Genomic DNA, 15,712 nt, shown 5'->3' on the forward strand with positions numbered 1-15,712 from the left:
CAGAATTTAGGATGTCCAGATGGTGGGAGTCACTCCTGAGCCGAGGACCCTGGCCGAGAAGGTCTGGGACACGCACGTCGTACGGTCTGCCGCTGGTGAGCCGGACCTGCTCTTCATCGACCTGCACCTCCTGCACGAGGTGACCAGCCCGCAGGCGTTCGACGGGCTGCGGCTCGCCGGGCGCCGGGTGCGTCGTACCGACCTGACCCTCGCGACCGAGGACCACAACACCCCGACCGGGTACGCCGACCCGGCGTTCCGCCTCCGCCGTGGTGACCTGCTCACCATCGAGGACCCCACGTCGCGTACGCAGATCGAGACGCTGCGCCGCAACTGCGCCGAGTTCGGGGTGCGGCTGCACCCGCTCGGTGACGACAACCAGGGCATCGTGCACGTCATCGGCCCGCAGCTCGGTGTCACCCAGCCGGGCATGACGATCGTCTGCGGCGACTCGCACACCGCCACCCACGGCGCGTTCGGCGCGCTCGCCTTCGGCATCGGCACCAGCGAGGTGGAGCACGTGCTGGCCACCCAGACGCTGCCGCAGAGCCGGCCGAAGACGATGGCCGTGAACGTCACCGGCCGCCTCGCCCCCGGCGTCACCGCCAAGGACCTGGTGCTGGCGTTGATCACCCAGGTCGGCACCGGCGGTGGGCGCGGGCACATCGTCGAGTACCGCGGCGAGGCGATCCAGGCCCTCTCCATGGAGGGGCGGATGACCATCGCCAACATGTCCATCGAGTGGGGCGCCAAGGCCGGCATGATCGCGCCGGACGAGACCACCTTCGCGTACCTCAAGGGTCGGCCGAACGCGCCGCAGGGCGCGGACTGGGACGCGGCGCTGGCGTGGTGGCGGACGCTGCCCACCGACGAGGGCGCGCGCTTCGACGCCGAGGTGACCCTGGACGCCAGCCGGGTCACCCCGTTCGTCACCTGGGGCACCAACCCCGGCCAGGGGGCGCCGCTGAGCGCGCCGGTGCCGGATCCGGAGGAGTTCACCACCGACTCGGAGCGCGCCGCCGCGCGTCGCGCCCTGGAATACATGGACCTGCGCCCCGGCACCCCCCTGCGGGACCTGCCCATCGACGTGGTCTTCGTGGGCTCCTGCACCAACGGTCGTCTGGAGGACCTGCGGGCCGCCGCCGACGTGCTGCGGGGGCACCAGGTCGCCGACGGCGTCCGGATGCTCGTGGTGCCCGGTTCCGCCGCAGTGCGGGAGGCCGCCGAGGTCGAGGGGCTGGACAAGGTCTTCACCGACGCCGGGGCCGAGTGGCGGTTCGCCGGCTGCTCCATGTGTCTGGGGATGAACCCCGACACTCTGAAGCCGGGCGAGCGCTCCGCGTCCACCTCGAACCGCAACTTCGAGGGCCGACAGGGCCGGGGTGGGCGTACCCACCTGGTCTCCCCGCCGGTCGCCGCCGCCACCGCCGTGGTCGGCCGGCTGGCCGCCCCCGCCGACCTGTAGAAGGGACCGAGGAGATGGACAAGTTCACCACCCACACCGGCACCGCCGTGCCGCTGCGGCGGTCCAACGTGGACACCGATCAGATCATCCCCGCCGTGTACCTCAAGCGGGTGACCCGGACGGGTTTCGCCGACGGGCTGTTCAACGCGTGGCGGGAAGATCCGGAATTCGTGCTCAACGATGACAGCTATTCCGGGGCGTCGATCCTCATCGCCGGCCCGGAGTTCGGCACCGGCTCCTCCCGGGAGCATGCCGTGTGGGCCCTGCGGGACTGGGGCTTCCGCGCGGTGGTGGCCCCGCGCTTCGGCGACATCTTCCGTGGCAACGCCCTCAAGGAAGGTCTGTTGCCGGTCGAGTTGGAATTGAAAGCCGTCGAAGAGTTGTGGGATCTGGTCGAGTCGGATCCGACCACCCCGGTGACCGTCGACCTGACCGCCCGCCAGCTCCGGGCGGGGGACGCCAGCTGGTCGTTCCCGCTGGACGACTTCAGCCGTTGGCGGCTGCTGGAGGGCCTGGACGACATTGGACTCACCCTTCGGCACGCCGCCGACATCGACTCCTACGAGGCGCGTCGACTGCCGTTCCTGCCCTCCGTGGCATAGCCGTACGCCCGCTCACACAGCGAATTCCACCCCCATCGGTCCAACCGGTGGGGGTGAATCCGTTACGACACAAGGGCTTTTTTCTACCGAATGTTTGTGTCTCGGCAGCACAGGGCATAACGTGCGCGCAGAATGGCTCGCGTCGAGTCAGTTGCACAATCGGGAGGAAGTCGTGAACAAGGCCGAGCTCATCGAGGCGCTCGCTGTTCGCCTGGGGGACCGGAAGATGGCGACGGCCGCGCTCGACGCGGTCCTCACCGAGGTCCAGGCGGCAGTCACCAAGGGCGAGAAGGTGGCGATCACCGGATTCGGAGCATTCGAAAAGCGTGTACGTGGCGCGCGAACAGCGCGCAACCCTCGTACCGGCGAGGCGGTGAAGGTCAAGAAGACGTCAGTCCCGACCTTCCGCGCTGGCGCCGGGTTCAAGGAGATGGTGGCCAGCGGCAAGGTGCCGAAGGCCACGGTGGCGACGAAGAAGGCCGCCACCAGCACCGCCACGGCCAAGGCGGCCGGCACCAAGGCGGCCGGCACCAAGGCGGCTGGCACCAAGGCTGCCGGCACGAAGGCGGTCGGCACCAAGGCGACCGCGGCCAAGACGGCCGCCAGCAAGAAGACCGCCCCGGCCAAGGCGAGCAAGAGCACCACGACGGCCAAGACGGCCGCCAGCAAGAAGACCGCCCCGGCCAAGGCGAGCAAGAGCACCACGGCGACCAAGACGGCCGCCAGCAAGAAGACCACCGCGGCGGCGAAGAAGACCACCGCGGTGACCAAGTCGACCGCGGCGAAGAAGACCACCGCGGCGGCGAGCAAGAGCGCGGCGGCCAAGAAGGCGCCGGCGAAGAAGGCTCCGGCCAAGAAGGCGGCCAGCAAGCGCTGACCGACCTGTTTTGAAAGGGCGTCCACCCGTGGGTGGGCGCCCTTTCGGCGTACGGGGACCGTTGACCCGCTCGCCTCGCTCGCGCAGAATCGCCGTGCCGGTCCCCCCTCCGCCGGCCCGTCGACGCGAAATGGGGCGCCGGTGCGCTACCGCCAGCTCACCACCGGGACGCTCGCGCTGGGCGTCATCCTGCTCATCGACGTGCTGCGGGTCTGGTTGCCCGGCATCATCACCATCTTCGGCCAGGCGGCGTCCACGCCGGCCGAGCTGATGGGCGCGTTCGCCCTCGGCTGGTTCGTGCTCGCGCTGGGCGCACCCGCTGTGGTCCGCCGGGTCGGCGCCCGCCCCGTCACGGTCGTCGCCGCCGTTCTGCTCGCCGTCGCCCGGCTCGCGCTCACCGCAACACCCGGCGGGCGTACGCAGCTCTGGTTGGCCACCGCCGGGCTGCTCGCCGGGCTGGTCTGGCTGGTCGGCGTCGCCGCCGACACCGACCGCCCGGTTCCGGGGCTGGCGTTGGGTTTCGCTGTCAACGCGGCCCTGCACGCGGTGTTGGACACCGTCGACCTGGTGTGGCGGGGCGGCTGGTTGGCCTGGCTGCTCAGCTCCGTCGCGGTCGTGCTGTTCGTGCTTGGGACGGCGCAGCCCGGCACCCGTGCCGATGGCGTGACCGGTACCGGTGGGGTGCGGGCCTGGCTGCTGGCGGGGCCGGCGCTGCTGCTGGCCGGAATGGTGGCGCTCTCCCCGGCGCTGGCCCGGACCGGGATGTCGTACCTGGTGGCCGGGGACGGCGTGGGTCGTTCGCCGCTGTTCGGCCTGGCGCCGGTGTCGGTGGCGGTCGCCGGGTTCCTGTGTACCGCGTTGACCCGACCGCCCCGGGGGTGGAGCCGCGCGTACGGGCCGGTGGCGCTGCTGGCCGGCGCGGTGCTGTTCGCCCTCGACCGGGGTGACCTGCTCCTCCCGGCCATCCTGCTCGCCGCAGTCGGTCTCGGTGCCTGCCTCGCGCTGACCGACGACGCCAGCGGCCCGGACGGCGACACCAGCGACACCGCGAGCGCCAGCGACACCAGTAACGCCAGCGCCAGAGCGGCCCGCCGGGGGTACGCGGTGGCCGCCGGCATGCTCGTCTTCGCGCTGGGGGCGGTCGGGTACTACTCCGCCTACGACCTCGGTTACCCCAACGCGGCGGTGCCCGTGCTGGTGGCCGGGCTCGTCGCCGTCGTGGCGTTCGCCGCCCGTCCCGTCGTGCACCGGCTCCCCGGGCCGTTTCCGCCACTACGGGCCGCCGCCGCGGTCACCGCGCTGGCCCTGCTGGCGCCGGTGCTCGCCGACGACATCCCGGTGGCCAGCAACCGGGACGGCCCGCCGGAGCGGCTGACCGTGGTGGCCTACAACATCCGGATGGGTTTCGGGCTGGACGGTCGGTTCGACCTGCCCGGTCTCACCGAGGTCGTCGAACGGCAACGACCCGACGTGGTGCTGCTCAGCGAGGTGGACCGCGCCTGGCTGCTCAACGGTGGGCACGACACCCTGGACCTGCTGGCCGGCCGGCTCGGTATGCCGTACGTCTTCGGGCCGGCCGCCGACCCGGTCTGGGGTGACGCGGTGCTCAGCCGTTGGCCGATGCGCGACCCGCGCAGCCTCCCGCTGCCGGCCGTCGGTGCGCCCACCGGTGCGCAGGCCCTCGCCGTCACGCTGGACCTGGGTGACGGTGTCCGTACCGCCGTGGTCAGCACCCACCTGCAACCGCCACCGGGGCGGGGCCCTGTGGTGCAGGCCCGCGCGGTCGCGGACTTCGCCACCCGGTACGCGGCCGGCCGACCCCTGGTTGTCGCCGGCGACCTGAACACCGAGCCCGGCGACGAGGCGTACGCGGAGTTCACCGACGCCGGCCTGACCGACGCGTTCGCGGCCGCCCGACCGCTGGCGACCAGCCCGGCGGACGACCCGCGCCAGCAGATCGACCACATCTTCGTCTCGCCCGGCCTGACTCCCGGCGACCCGGTGGCGCCCCGCAGCACGGCCAGCGACCACCTGCCGGTCGCGGTGACCCTGACCCTCCCGCCCCGCTGAAACGCCCTACAGTCGGTCGACGGCCCTACAGGCGGTCGACGGCCAACAGGCGGTCGGCGGTGAAGGCAAGCAGCCAACCGCCGCCCTTGGGCGTCGTGAAGTCCTCGTCGGTGCGGCCGGTGAGCTGCTCCAGGGCGCCCGGCAGCACCTTGCCCTGGCTGCACACCGCCACCTGCCCACCGGCGTTGGCCAACTCCAGCAGCCGGGCGGCGGTGGCTAGGATCTGCTCGTCGCTCTGCTGGCCGGGCTGGGGTTCGTCCAGGTCGCCGCAGATCTCGATCGGCAGGTCGAGCAGCGCCGCCGCCGGGTCCAGTGTCTGCACGCACCGTCGCGGTGACGCCGACACCAGCCGGGACGGCCGGATCAGGGCGACCAGGTCGGCCAGGGCGCTCGCCTGGGCCCGTCCCTCGGCGTCCAGGGGCCGCCCGACGTCCGGGCCGGACCAGGTGGCCCGCTTGCCTGCGTGCGCGTGCCGGACCAGCGCGACAGTCGCGGTCACCGGCGGCAGCGCGGCGAACGCCGCCAGGACCTCGGCGTCGTGCGGGTAGCTGACCAACCGGATCGCGTCGTCCACCGCGAGCCAGCGCATGTCGTCCACCTCGGTGTCCGGTTGGAAACCGCCGCTGGCCACAGCGAGCATCGACCAGTAGTCGACGAGCTTGGCCTGCCCCTCGCTGCGGTATCGCACCGACGGCAGCCGGACCTGCGGTACGCCCCGCACGTCGGACTCCTCGGCCACCTCACGGACCGCCGCTGCCAGCGCGTGCTCACCCGGCTCCAGCTTGCCCTTCGGCAGCGTCCAGTCACCGTAGCGGGGGCGGTGCACCACACAGACGCGTACGCCGTCGGGGGTCGGCCGCCAGGCCACCCCGCCCGCCGCCCGGATGCCGATCACGGCAGCCAACTGGTCCGCCGTCGTCGGGTCGCCCGGTGCCAGGCGGCCGGTAGGAGGCCGCGTGTGCGGCGTACGGACCCGCGTTCCCGTTCGGCGAGCCGCCCGGCGGTGACCGCCAGCTCGTGGTCGTCCGGCCGCTCGGCGGCGATCTCCAACCAGGTGTCCGCCGCGACTGCCGCATCCTGGTGCTCGCCGAGCACGTCCTGCACCCGGGCAAGGGCGCGGGACAGTCGACGCGCACCCTTGCCGACCGTCGGTGCCACGGCGTTGACCGCGTAACGGGCCTGTTTGGCCTCCTTGCGAACGGCGTGCCAACTGTCGTCCGGCGACTGTGCGTCGAGCCCGTCGACCCCGTCCGGCCCGGCCAGCCGTGCCCACGGCCGGGCCACCAGCGCGGGCAGCGCCTCACCCGCGGGCGCGGCCGCCCTGCGGGTGAGCCGGGGCGCGCGGGCGGCCAGCACCAGGGAATCCACCAGGGCCAGGTAACGCGCGGAGCGCAGCGCCTCGTCGATGGCGGCGTGCGCCGTCCGCTGCCGTTGGGCGAGCACCTCGTCCAGCCGGTCCACCGCCCCCTGGTCGAGCGGGCTGAGCGGGTCGGCGTCGGCGGTGCGGCGCAGCCGTGCGCGCAGCACCTCGGCGTCGCGGGCCGCGCCGAGGACACCGGCCAGCCAGCGCAGCTCGTCACGCAGCGGACGGGACCACGTCTTGCGGAGCAGTGGCCTGAAGGTGCGCAGGTCACTGCGCAGGCGTCGACAGGCGACCCGCATCTGGTGCACGGCGGTGTCGCCACCGGCGGCCGGGGCGCGCAGCCGGACCAGTGGGTCGTGCGCCAGCAGCCGGCGGATCTCCTTGCGGACCGCTTCGGTCACCACGTCACCGGCGCTCGCCTCGGCGGTCAGCCCGGCCGGCGCGACCAGGTCCGGATCGGCCTGCGCCGTCTCGCCCAGCGCCCGTACGTGCTTCGGGGTGAACGACCCACCCCGGGCACCAGCCTCGCGCAGCACCGCGCCGATCCGGTCGAGCAACTCGCTGTCGCCGGCCTTGCGCTCCGCCTCCACCTCGCGGAACGTGTCGGTGGTGGCGCCGGAGTCGTCCAGGACGGTCACCCGGTCGTCCACCACCTCGGCGAGCACCGCGCCGGCCTTGTCACACACCTCGTACGCGTGCCGCACCGTCCGCACCACAGTCACCGGGGCCAGCGGCGCCCCCCGGTGCAGGACGGTGACCAGCTCCACCAGCTCCGGTGGTGGCCGCCCCTTCGGCCCTGGACGGGAGATCTCGTGCCGGACACCCGGTGTCCCGGTCGGCAGTTTCACCGTCCAGGGCAGCTCGTCGCCCTTGCGGTGGCGCAGTGAGGCACCGGCGCGGGCCAGCCGCAGGTCGACGGTGTCGAGATAGCGGGCGACCAGCGTCACCGGTGGCAGCGCCCGGACCCGACCCCCGGCCGGGGCCGTGGCGGTCAGGTCCGGCAGCACGTAGGCGTCGTCCACCTCGTACTTCTGCTCCTCCTCGACCATCAGCTCAGCCTATGCGCTGATCGTTCAGCCGGCCGTGCCACCGACGCGGCGCAACAACAGTTCCTGCAGATGCACCCGGGCGTTGTCGTCGGCGCTGGTCCGCCGGGTCCAGCTGCCGTCGCCGGCCAGCTCGAACGCGTCAACGTCCGGGCTCATCGCGGCGGTCAGCACGTGGTCCAGCTCGGCACGGGCGATCGGGTCGGTCACCTTCACCAGCGCCTCCACCCGACGGTCCAGGTTGCGGTGCATCAGGTCGGCCGAGCCCATCCAGAACTCCGCCTCGCCGTTGTTGCCGAAGCGGAAGACCCGCGAGTGCTCCAGGAAACGGCCGAGGATCGAGCGGACGCGGATGTTCTCCGACAGCCCGGGCACCCCGGGACGCAGCGTGCACATGCCCCGGATGAGCAGGTCGACGTGGACGCCGGCCTGGGAGGCCCGGTACAGGGCGTCGGTCACCCCCTCGTCGACCAAAGAATTGACCTTGAATTGGACCAGGCCGGGCATGCCCAGTCGGACGTGCGAGATCTCTCGCTCGATCCGCTCGATGAGGCCGGTGCGGATGCCCTGCGGGGCGACCAGCAACCGCCGGTAGGCGGTCTGCCGGCTGTAGCCGGTGAGGACGTTGAACAGGTCGGTGAGGTCGGCGCCGATCTCCGGGTCGGCGGTGAGCATCCCGAAGTCCTCGTAGAGTCGGGCGGTCTTCGGGTGGTAGTTGCCGGTGCCGATGTGGCAGTAACGGCGGATCTGGTTGCCCTCCTGGCGGACCACCAGCGCGGTCTTGCAGTGCGTCTTCAGGCCCACGAGGCCGTACACCACGTGGCAGCCGGCGCGTTCCAGCGTCCGGGCCCAGCCGATGTTGGCGACCTCGTCGAAGCGGGCCTTCACCTCCACCAGCACCACCACCTGCTTGCCGGCGGCGGCCGCGTCGACCAACGCGTCGACGATCGGGGAGTCGCCGCTGGTGCGGTAGAGGGTCTGCTTGATGGCCAGCACGTTCGGGTCGGCGGCGGCCTGCTCGATGAAGCGCTGCACGCTGGTCGCGAACGAGTGGTACGGGTGGTGCACCAGGATGTCCCCGTCGCGCAGTGTGGAGAAGACGCTGCGCGGCACCTCGCCCTCGGCGAGCCGGGGGTGGGTGGAGGGCACGAACGGTGGGTCCTTGAGGTCCGGCCGGTCGGCCTCGCCGTACACCTGCCACAGCGCGGACAGGTCCAGCAGTCCGGGCACCCGGAGTACGTCCTGGTCGTCCATGTCCAACTCGCGGACGAGCAGCTCCAGCACGTGGTCGGAGATGGACGCGGCCACCTCCAGCCGGACCGGTGGACCGAACCGCCGCCGGGCCAGCTCCCGTTCCAGGGCCTGCAGCAGGTCCTCGTCGCGGTCCTCGTCGACCTCCACCTCGGCGTTGCGGGTGACCCGGAACAGGTGGCACTCGACCACCTGCATGCCGCTGAACAACTGCCCCAGGTGCACCGAGATCAGGTCTTCCAGGGGCAGCATCCGCACGCCCGGCTGACCCCTGTCGACCCGGACGAAGCGGGGCACGTTGTTGGGCACCTTCACCCGCGCGAACAGCTCGGAACCGCCGTTCGGGTCGCGGACCGCCACCGCCAGGTTCAGCGAGCGCCCCGAGATGTACGGAAACGGGTGCGCCGGGTCCACCGCGAGCGGGGTCAGCACCGGGAAGATGTGCTCCCGGAAGTAGGTGCGCAGGCGTTCCCGCTCCGGGTCGCCCAGCTCGCCCCAGCGCAGGATGCGGATGCCCTCGTCGGCGAGCTTGGGCAGCACGTCGTCGACGAAGCAGGCGGCGTGCCGGGCACCCAGTGCCGCGGTGCGCTCGGCGATCAGCTCCAACTGGGTACGCAGGGGCAGCCGGTCCCCGCCGCGCACCGGCAGGCCGGCGGAGAGTCGCCGCTTCAGCCCGGCGATCCGCACCATGTAGAACTCGTCCAGGTTGCTGGCGAAGATCGCCAGGAACTTGGCCCGTTCCAGCAGCGGGGTGCGCTGGTCCTCGGCCAGGGTGAGCACGCGGGCGTTGAAGTCGAGCCAGGAGAGCTCCCGGTTGAGGAACCGGTCCTCCGGCAGCGGCGCCGGCGGCTCGTCGTCCTCGTCATCGGCGCCGGTCGGTAGGTCGCCGGGCAGGACCTGGTGGACGCCACCGGCGGTCGGGCCGGCAGCCTCGACGCTCGGCGTGGGGTCGAGGACCTCGTCCAGCCCGGAGGAGGCGGCAGCCGGGTCGTCGGCGAGGGTGTCGGCGCGGGCGGCGCTGGCCCTCTCCGCGCGGGACGGGCGGAAGCGGCCGTCGGTGCCGCGCGCGCGGGAGCCGTTGCGGAGGTCGGTGGTGGGCGGGTGGGCCGGTTGCTCGCGAGGGGTGCTCACACGCTCATAATCACCCGATTACGGTGAACGCAAAATGAACTTGGGCTCGCCGGCTCAGATCATCGTCGGCAATGTCACCCGGACGACCTCTCCGTCGGGATCGGTGTCGATGCGGACCCGCTGGCCTAGCCGGAGCAACCGCAGCCCGGAGGCGTCGAAGGCCCGCGCGGGGAAGCGCATCTCGGTGCCGTCGTCGAGCAGCAGCACACCGCTGCGTGTTGCCGCGTCATAGCTGGCCACCGTGCCCTGCATGCTGGCACCGTACACCCGGGGGTCACCCGGCGGAGCGGGCCGGACGGCTGGTGGCGGCGACGAGCGCGGCGGTGCGCGGCCCCAGTCCGAGCCGGGCGGCGGCGGCCAGGTCCGCGGCGGTGTCCACGTCCCGGCGCAGGCTGGGCCAGTCGCCGGTCAGGGGCAGTGCCCCGCTCGCCGCGTGCGCGAGCGCCGAGCCCACCCCGAAGCGAGGGTCCAGCGGCACACCCGGCGGGGCGGCGAGCAGCACAGTGCCGGTGCCGGGCGCGTCCGGCACGAACCGGCGTACCCCTTCCCGGCCGTTCTGCGCCGCGAGCAGCGCGCCGGCCAGCTCGGCCGGGCGCAGCGCCGGCAGGTCCGCGGTGAGCCCGGCCACCCAGCCGGCGGTGGTCCCGGCCGCGCCGTGCCGGAACGCCGCGTTCAGGCCGGCGTCCGGCCCGTCGGGCAGCACCCGCGCGCCGGCGCCCAGCCCCGCCGCCGCGACCCGGGCGTCGTCGGTGACCACCAGGACCTCGGCGACCGCCGGGCAGGCCAGCACCGCGCGGAGGGTGTCGGCCGCCAGGGCCAGCGCCAGCTCCTCGTGCGGTACGCCGGACAGCGCGCCCCGCAGCCGGCTCTTGGCAGCGGCCAGATGCTTCACCGGCACCACCACGGCCCACCTCGGCTGACTCACGCCCGCAATCCTGCCAGCCGCACGGCGGGACCCTCGCTGGCCGTACCGGGGGCGAGCAGGCATGATTTCCGCTGCGGGTGTCGCGGGCGGGATTCGCGGCGGGGTTGGGGCGCGACGAGGAGGCACAGTGGCACGGCGGAGGCTGGGGTTCTGGCAACGGTTCGCCGTGTGGCTGGTCAAGCCGGTGATGACCGTGTGGACCCGGCGCACCTGGCGGGGCCAGGAACACCTCGGCGGCGACGGTGGCGTGATCATCGTGGCGAACCACATCTCGCACGCCGACCCGCTGGTCTCCGCGCACTTCATCTACGACTCCGGGCGTTGGCCGCAGTACCTGGGCAAGGCCAGCGTGTTCCGGGTGCCGGTGGTCGGCTGGATCCTGCACCGGTGTTTACAGATCCCGGTCGAGCGGGGCAGCGTCGACGCGGTCCGCTCGCTGGACGCACTGGTCGCCGCGCTCGATCAGGGCGGTGCCGTGGTGATCTACCCGGAGGGCACCACCACCCGACAGCCGGAGCTGTGGCCGATGAAGGCCAAGACCGGTGCCGCCCGGCTGGCCCTGGCCACCGGCGCACCCGTCGTACCGGTGGTGATGTGGGGACCGGAGCGGATCTTCGACCCCCGGACCAGCCGCGTCAACCTGCGCCCCCGGGCCCCGGTGACCGTCGTCGCCGGAGACCCGATCGACCTGAGCCGGTGGGCGGACGCCCCGCCGACCCGGGCCACCCTCGAGGAGATGACGGACACCATCATGTTGCGGCTGCGGGACATGCTCGCCGAGATCCGTGGCGGCACCCCGCCGCCGCTGTGGGAACGACCGGCCCGGTCCTCCGTCCGGCACGAGCAGCAGGGCGACCTGGCATGACCGGCCACGTCGCGGTGCTCGGCGCCGGTTCCTGGGGCACCGCGTTCGCCAAGATCCTTGCCGACGCGGGGCGTGACGTGACCGTGTGGGCCCGCCGTGCGCCGGTTGCCGAGAGCATCCGGGCCGAGCGCCGCAACCCGGAGTACCTGCCCGACCTGCTGTTGCCCGCCCGGGTCACCGCCACCGCCGACGCGACCGAGGCGATCACCGGCGCGGAGCTGGTGGTGCTGGCGGTGCCGTCGCAGACCCTGCGCGGCAACCTCGCCGAGTGGGTCGGACACCTGCACCCCGACTCCACCCTGGTGTCGCTGATGAAGGGCATCGAGCTCGGCACCACCAAGCGGATGAGCGAGGTCATCGTGGAGACCGCCGGGGTCGCCGCGGACCGGGTGGTCGTCGTGTCCGGCCCGAACCTCGCCCCCGAGATCGCCGCCGAGCAGCCCGCCGCGACAGTCGTCGCCGGGACGAACAGCCACCGCACCGCGCTCGTGCAGGCGTCGATCCGGACGCCCTACCTGCGCCCGTACACCAACGACGACGTGATCGGCTGCGAGCTGGGCGGGGCGGTCAAGAACGTGATCGCCCTGTCGTACGGCATCGCCACCGCGATGGGTTTCGGCGACAACACCCGGGCCATGCTGATGACCCGAGGGCTGGCCGAGACCGCCCGGCTGGGCGTGGCGCTCGGCGCGGACCCGATCACCTTCGCCGGCCTCGCGGGAATGGGCGACCTCGTCGCCTCCTGCTCGTCCCCGCTGGCCCGCAACCGCACCTTCGGCGAGCACCTGGGCCGGGGCGAGACGCTGGAGCAGGCCCAGACGGCCACCCGGCAGACCGCCGAGGGTGTGAAGAGCTGCCTGGCGATTCGCGACCTGGCCCGCGCGCACGGTGTGGAGATGCCCATCACCGAGCACGTCGAGCGGATCTGCCACGAGGGGATGGACCCACGCCTCGCCGTGGAAGCCCTGATGAGCCGCACCGCAAAACCCGAGTCGTACGAGTGAGGAATCCGATGAGCGAGTTGGGAGACGGCACCCGCTGCGTACGCGCCGGCCTGCCCGAGCCGGCACCAGGGGACCCGTTCCTGCCCGGGCCGGTCTTCGCCGCGCCGTACCACCTCGACCCGTTCCAGGGCCAGGGCACGTCGCCGAACGGCTACGGTCGCCCCGACAACCCGACCCGGCGGCTCCTGGAGGCGGCCGTGGGCGAGTTGGAAGGCGGCGACTGCCGCGTCTTCGCCACCGGTCAGGCGGCCATCACCGGCCTGCTGCTCACCCTGCTGCGCCCGGGGGACACGGTGGTGCTGCCCTCCGACGGATACTTCCCGGTCCGGGCGTTCGCCACCGACGTGCTGGAGGGCATCGGCGTCCGGGTGCTGTTCGCGCCGACCGCCGGGCCGTACCCGTCGTTCGAGGGCGTCCGGCTGGTGCTGGTGGAGACGCCGGCCAACCCGGGCCTGGACGTGGTCGACGTGGCGGCCCTGGCGGAGAGGGCGCACGCCGCGGGCGCGCTGCTCGCGGTGGACAACACCACCGCCACCCCGCTCGGTCAGCGCCCACTGGACCTCGGCGCGGACCTGGTGGTCGCCTCGGGCACGAAGGCGCTCACCGGCCACTCCGACCTGCTGCTGGGTTACCTGGCCAGCCGGTCCACCGAGCTGATCGGGGCGGTGACGACCTGGCGTACGACCACCGGGGCGGTGCCCGGAGCGTTCGACGCCTGGCTGGCACACCGGTCGCTGGCCACCCTCGATCTGCGGCTGGCCCGGCAGAGCGCGAACGCCGCCGCGGTCGCCGACCTGCTGGCCGGCCGGCCGGACGTGACGGGCCTGCGCTGGCCGGGGCGGCCGGGCGATCCCGCGTACGCGGTGGCCTCGGTTCAGATGCGTCGGATGCCGGGGGTGCTCTCGTTCGACCTGGGTAGCGCCGACCGGGTGGGCCGGTTCATCGAGGCCGCCCGGCTGGTGGCGGCGGCGACCTCCTTCGGTGGCCTGCACACCACGGCGGACCGGCGGGAGCAGTGGGGCGACGACACCACACCCGGCTTCGTCCGGCTCTCCTGCGGTGCGGAGGACACGGCCGACCTGGTGGCCGACATCTCCGCCGCCCTGGACGCGGCCGGGTCGGTCCGAGGAGGCTCGTGACGTCAGCGCCCCTGGCCGACCGGTCCGCGCTCGTGGGCCGGCTGCGTGCCGCCGGCTGCGTGTACGCAGAGGACGAGGCCGACCTGCTGTTGGCCGCCGCGGACACCCCGGCGGCGTTGGCTGAGCTGACCGACCGCCGGGTGGCCGGTGAACCGCTGGAGTATCTGCTCGGCTGGGCCGAGTTCTGCGGGCTGCGGATCGCCGTCGACGCTGGCGTCTTCGTGCCGCGTGGGCGGACCGCGCTGCTGGTCGAGGTGGCAGCCGAACTGACCGGCCCGGCCCCGGCCGTGGCCGACCTCTGCTGCGGCTCCGGTGCCACCACCGTCGCGTTGGCGCACCGGCTCGCCCCGCGCTGGCTGGCCGGTGCCGACATCGACCCGGCGGCCGTGGCGTGCGCACGCCGCAACCTCGCCGGGCTGGACGCCGAGGTGTACGAGGGTGACCTCTTCACACCGCTGCCCCGGCAGTGGCGGGGTCGGCTGGACCTGGTGGTCGCCAACGCCCCGTACGTGCCGACCGACGCGGTGGCGCTGATGCCCGCCGAGGCGCGGCTGCACGAGGCCCCGGTGGCGCTCGACGGCGGGCCGGACGGGCTCACCGTGCTGCGCCGGGTGGGCGTCGGTGCCGCCTCCTGGCTGGCCCCTGGCGGACACCTGGTGGTCGAGGCCAGCGACGCCCAGGCGGACGTGCTCTGCGCGGCGCTCGCCGCCGCCGGGCTGGTGCCGAGCGTGCGACACGACGAGGACCTGGACGCCACAGCGGTGACCGCCCGCCGCCCCGACTGAGCCCGCTCGGGTGGCCGGGCGTAGCGGGGGAGGAGGGTTGGCACTAGCCTCGGCTCACACTCATGACGGCGGGAGGCGGTATCGGTGGGCAGCGCAGGTGTGCCGGTGGTCGTCGGGCTGGACAACGGCGGCACCAGCAACAACGCCACCGTGCTGACGGTGGATGGCCGCTTCCTGGTGGACGGGCTGTTGGAGATCCCCAGCGAGGTACGGGCCGGGCCGGAGGCGGCGATCGAGGCACTCGCCCAGGCGCTGGACGGCGCCCTGGCGCAGACCGGGGTGCCGCGCGACCTGGTCCAGGCGGTCGGGCTGGACACTCCGGGCCCCGCCAGCGCCGACGGCGTCATCTCGTCGCGGGGCTCCACCAACTTCTCCCAGCCGGCCTGGCGGGGCTTCGACGTCCGGGGCGCACTGGAACGACGGCTCGGCCTGCCGGTCGTCTATCACAACGACGGCAACGCGGCGGCGCTCTACGCCCACCACGTGCACTTCGGCGCCGACGCGATGGGCCGCTCGTCGGTCTCCGCGATCGTCGGCACCGGCCTCGGCGGCGGTGTGGTCGAGAGCGGTCGGGTGATCGCCGGTGCGGCCGGAATGGCCGGGGAGCTCGGTCACGTGCACATCCCGCTGAACGGGCTGCTCAGCCCGGGGCAGCAGGAACCCACCTGTGCCTGCGGCTTTACCGGTGACGTCGAGAGCGTGGCCTCGCTGACCGGCATCGAGCGCAACCTGCTGCCGTACTGGCTGACCCGCTACCCCGACCACCCGCTCGCCGCCGAGCCGTTGGCTCGGGCGGCCAAGCTGGTTCGCGGGTACGGCGAACGGGGAGACGCCCTCGCACGGGACCTCTTCACCCAGCAGGCGATGGCGCTGGGCCGGCTTTTCACCGTTGCGGCGAACTTCACCGACCCGCACGCGTACTTCGTCGGTGGCGGGGTGGTCGAGGCGGCACCGGAGTTCCGCGACTGGTTCCTGGCGACGGTCCGCGAACACACAGTGCTCCGCGAGGAGCAGGCCGCGGTGGCCACCTTCGCGCTGGTGCCGGACCGGGACATGGCCGGTGCCCGGGGCGTGGCGATCGCCGCGCTGGAAGCCCTGCGCGCCGTCCCGGAGCCCCGCCCGCTGGTCGCCTGAGCCCGCAGCACCTGGTCCTGGCACGCCTCGCTATACCGTGCCTGGGCCTGCCACG

At 73.2% G+C, this 15,712-nt stretch carries 14 protein-coding genes; 9 read left to right on the top strand and 5 right to left on the bottom strand.

The annotated features are described in order from the left end of the window. The first annotated feature begins 19 nt into the window (after positions 1-19). From leuC to AC3CF1_RS25905, 4 genes are all read left to right on the top strand, one after another. Positions 20-1,465, top strand: a complete 1,446-nt coding sequence (leuC, locus tag AC3CF1_RS25890) for a 3-isopropylmalate dehydratase large subunit (protein ID WP_210922837.1) — start codon at positions 20-22, stop codon at positions 1,463-1,465. Positions 1,466-1,479: 14 nt separating this feature from the next. Continuing rightward, positions 1,480-2,067, top strand: coding sequence for a 3-isopropylmalate dehydratase small subunit (gene leuD / locus AC3CF1_RS25895; RefSeq protein WP_088946572.1), 588 nt, complete (start codon positions 1,480-1,482; stop codon positions 2,065-2,067). A 172-nt stretch (positions 2,068-2,239) separates the two neighbouring features. After that, a complete protein-coding gene (locus AC3CF1_RS25900; protein WP_488451468.1) occupies positions 2,240-2,944 on the top strand; it encodes an HU family DNA-binding protein in 705 nt (234 codons plus the stop codon). 141 nt (positions 2,945-3,085) lie between these two features. Further along, entirely contained in the window at positions 3,086-5,014 is a 1,929-nt protein-coding gene (locus tag AC3CF1_RS25905; RefSeq protein ID WP_488451469.1) for an endonuclease/exonuclease/phosphatase family protein, read from the top strand. Between the two features lie 25 nt (positions 5,015-5,039). Here AC3CF1_RS25905 and AC3CF1_RS25910 read toward each other — a convergent pair whose 3' ends face one another. The 5 genes from AC3CF1_RS25910 to cofC are packed head-to-tail and all read right to left on the bottom strand — an operon-like array spanning position 5,040 to position 10,730. After that, on the bottom strand, positions 5,040-5,918 hold the full coding sequence (locus tag AC3CF1_RS25910; protein WP_088946575.1) for an NUDIX hydrolase: 879 nt from the start codon (positions 5,916-5,918) through the stop codon (positions 5,040-5,042). Then, positions 5,906-7,426, bottom strand: a complete 1,521-nt coding sequence (locus AC3CF1_RS25915; protein ID WP_488451470.1) for a CYTH and CHAD domain-containing protein — start codon at positions 7,424-7,426, stop codon at positions 5,906-5,908. Before AC3CF1_RS25915 ends, AC3CF1_RS25910 begins: the two co-directional genes overlap by 13 nt. A 24-nt stretch (positions 7,427-7,450) precedes the next feature. Next, positions 7,451-9,805 carry an RNA degradosome polyphosphate kinase gene (locus AC3CF1_RS25920; RefSeq protein WP_354981178.1) on the bottom strand — a complete coding sequence of 785 codons (2,355 nt, stop codon included), beginning with the start codon at positions 9,803-9,805 and terminating at the stop codon, positions 7,451-7,453. Between the two features lie 54 nt (positions 9,806-9,859). Further along, complete coding sequence (locus tag AC3CF1_RS25925; RefSeq protein ID WP_030335323.1) at positions 9,860-10,057, bottom strand: cold-shock protein; 198 nt, start codon at positions 10,055-10,057, stop codon at positions 9,860-9,862. Between the two features lie 22 nt (positions 10,058-10,079). Next, the gene (gene cofC / locus AC3CF1_RS25930; RefSeq protein ID WP_488451471.1) at positions 10,080-10,730 is read right to left on the bottom strand and encodes a 2-phospho-L-lactate guanylyltransferase; all 651 of its coding nucleotides are present in this window, start codon (positions 10,728-10,730) and stop codon (positions 10,080-10,082) included. Positions 10,731-10,857: 127 nt separating this feature from the next. Between cofC and AC3CF1_RS25935 the strand changes: the two genes are divergently transcribed. The 5 genes from AC3CF1_RS25935 (at position 10,858) to AC3CF1_RS25955 (ending at position 15,657) form a co-directional block, all read left to right on the top strand. Continuing rightward, complete coding sequence (locus AC3CF1_RS25935) at positions 10,858-11,595, top strand: lysophospholipid acyltransferase family protein (RefSeq protein WP_354981176.1); 738 nt, start codon at positions 10,858-10,860, stop codon at positions 11,593-11,595. Beyond that, a complete protein-coding gene (locus tag AC3CF1_RS25940; protein WP_354981175.1) occupies positions 11,592-12,599 on the top strand; it encodes an NAD(P)H-dependent glycerol-3-phosphate dehydrogenase in 1,008 nt (335 codons plus the stop codon). The genes AC3CF1_RS25935 and AC3CF1_RS25940 overlap by 4 nt, the downstream gene beginning before the upstream one ends. A gap of 8 nt (positions 12,600-12,607) precedes the next feature. After that, positions 12,608-13,738, top strand: coding sequence for a cystathionine gamma-lyase (locus tag AC3CF1_RS25945; protein WP_354981174.1), 1,131 nt, complete (start codon positions 12,608-12,610; stop codon positions 13,736-13,738). Continuing rightward, positions 13,735-14,523 (top strand): putative protein N(5)-glutamine methyltransferase, encoded by a 789-nt coding sequence (locus tag AC3CF1_RS25950; protein ID WP_354981173.1) that lies wholly within the window; start codon positions 13,735-13,737, stop codon positions 14,521-14,523. The genes AC3CF1_RS25945 and AC3CF1_RS25950 overlap by 4 nt, the downstream gene beginning before the upstream one ends. Before the next feature lie 84 nt (positions 14,524-14,607). Beyond that, positions 14,608-15,657, top strand: a complete 1,050-nt coding sequence (locus AC3CF1_RS25955; protein ID WP_099851147.1) for an ROK family protein — start codon at positions 14,608-14,610, stop codon at positions 15,655-15,657. The last annotated feature ends 55 nt before the right edge of the window (positions 15,658-15,712 follow it).

The organism is Micromonospora sp. MGP-C2 (assembly GCF_057766525.1).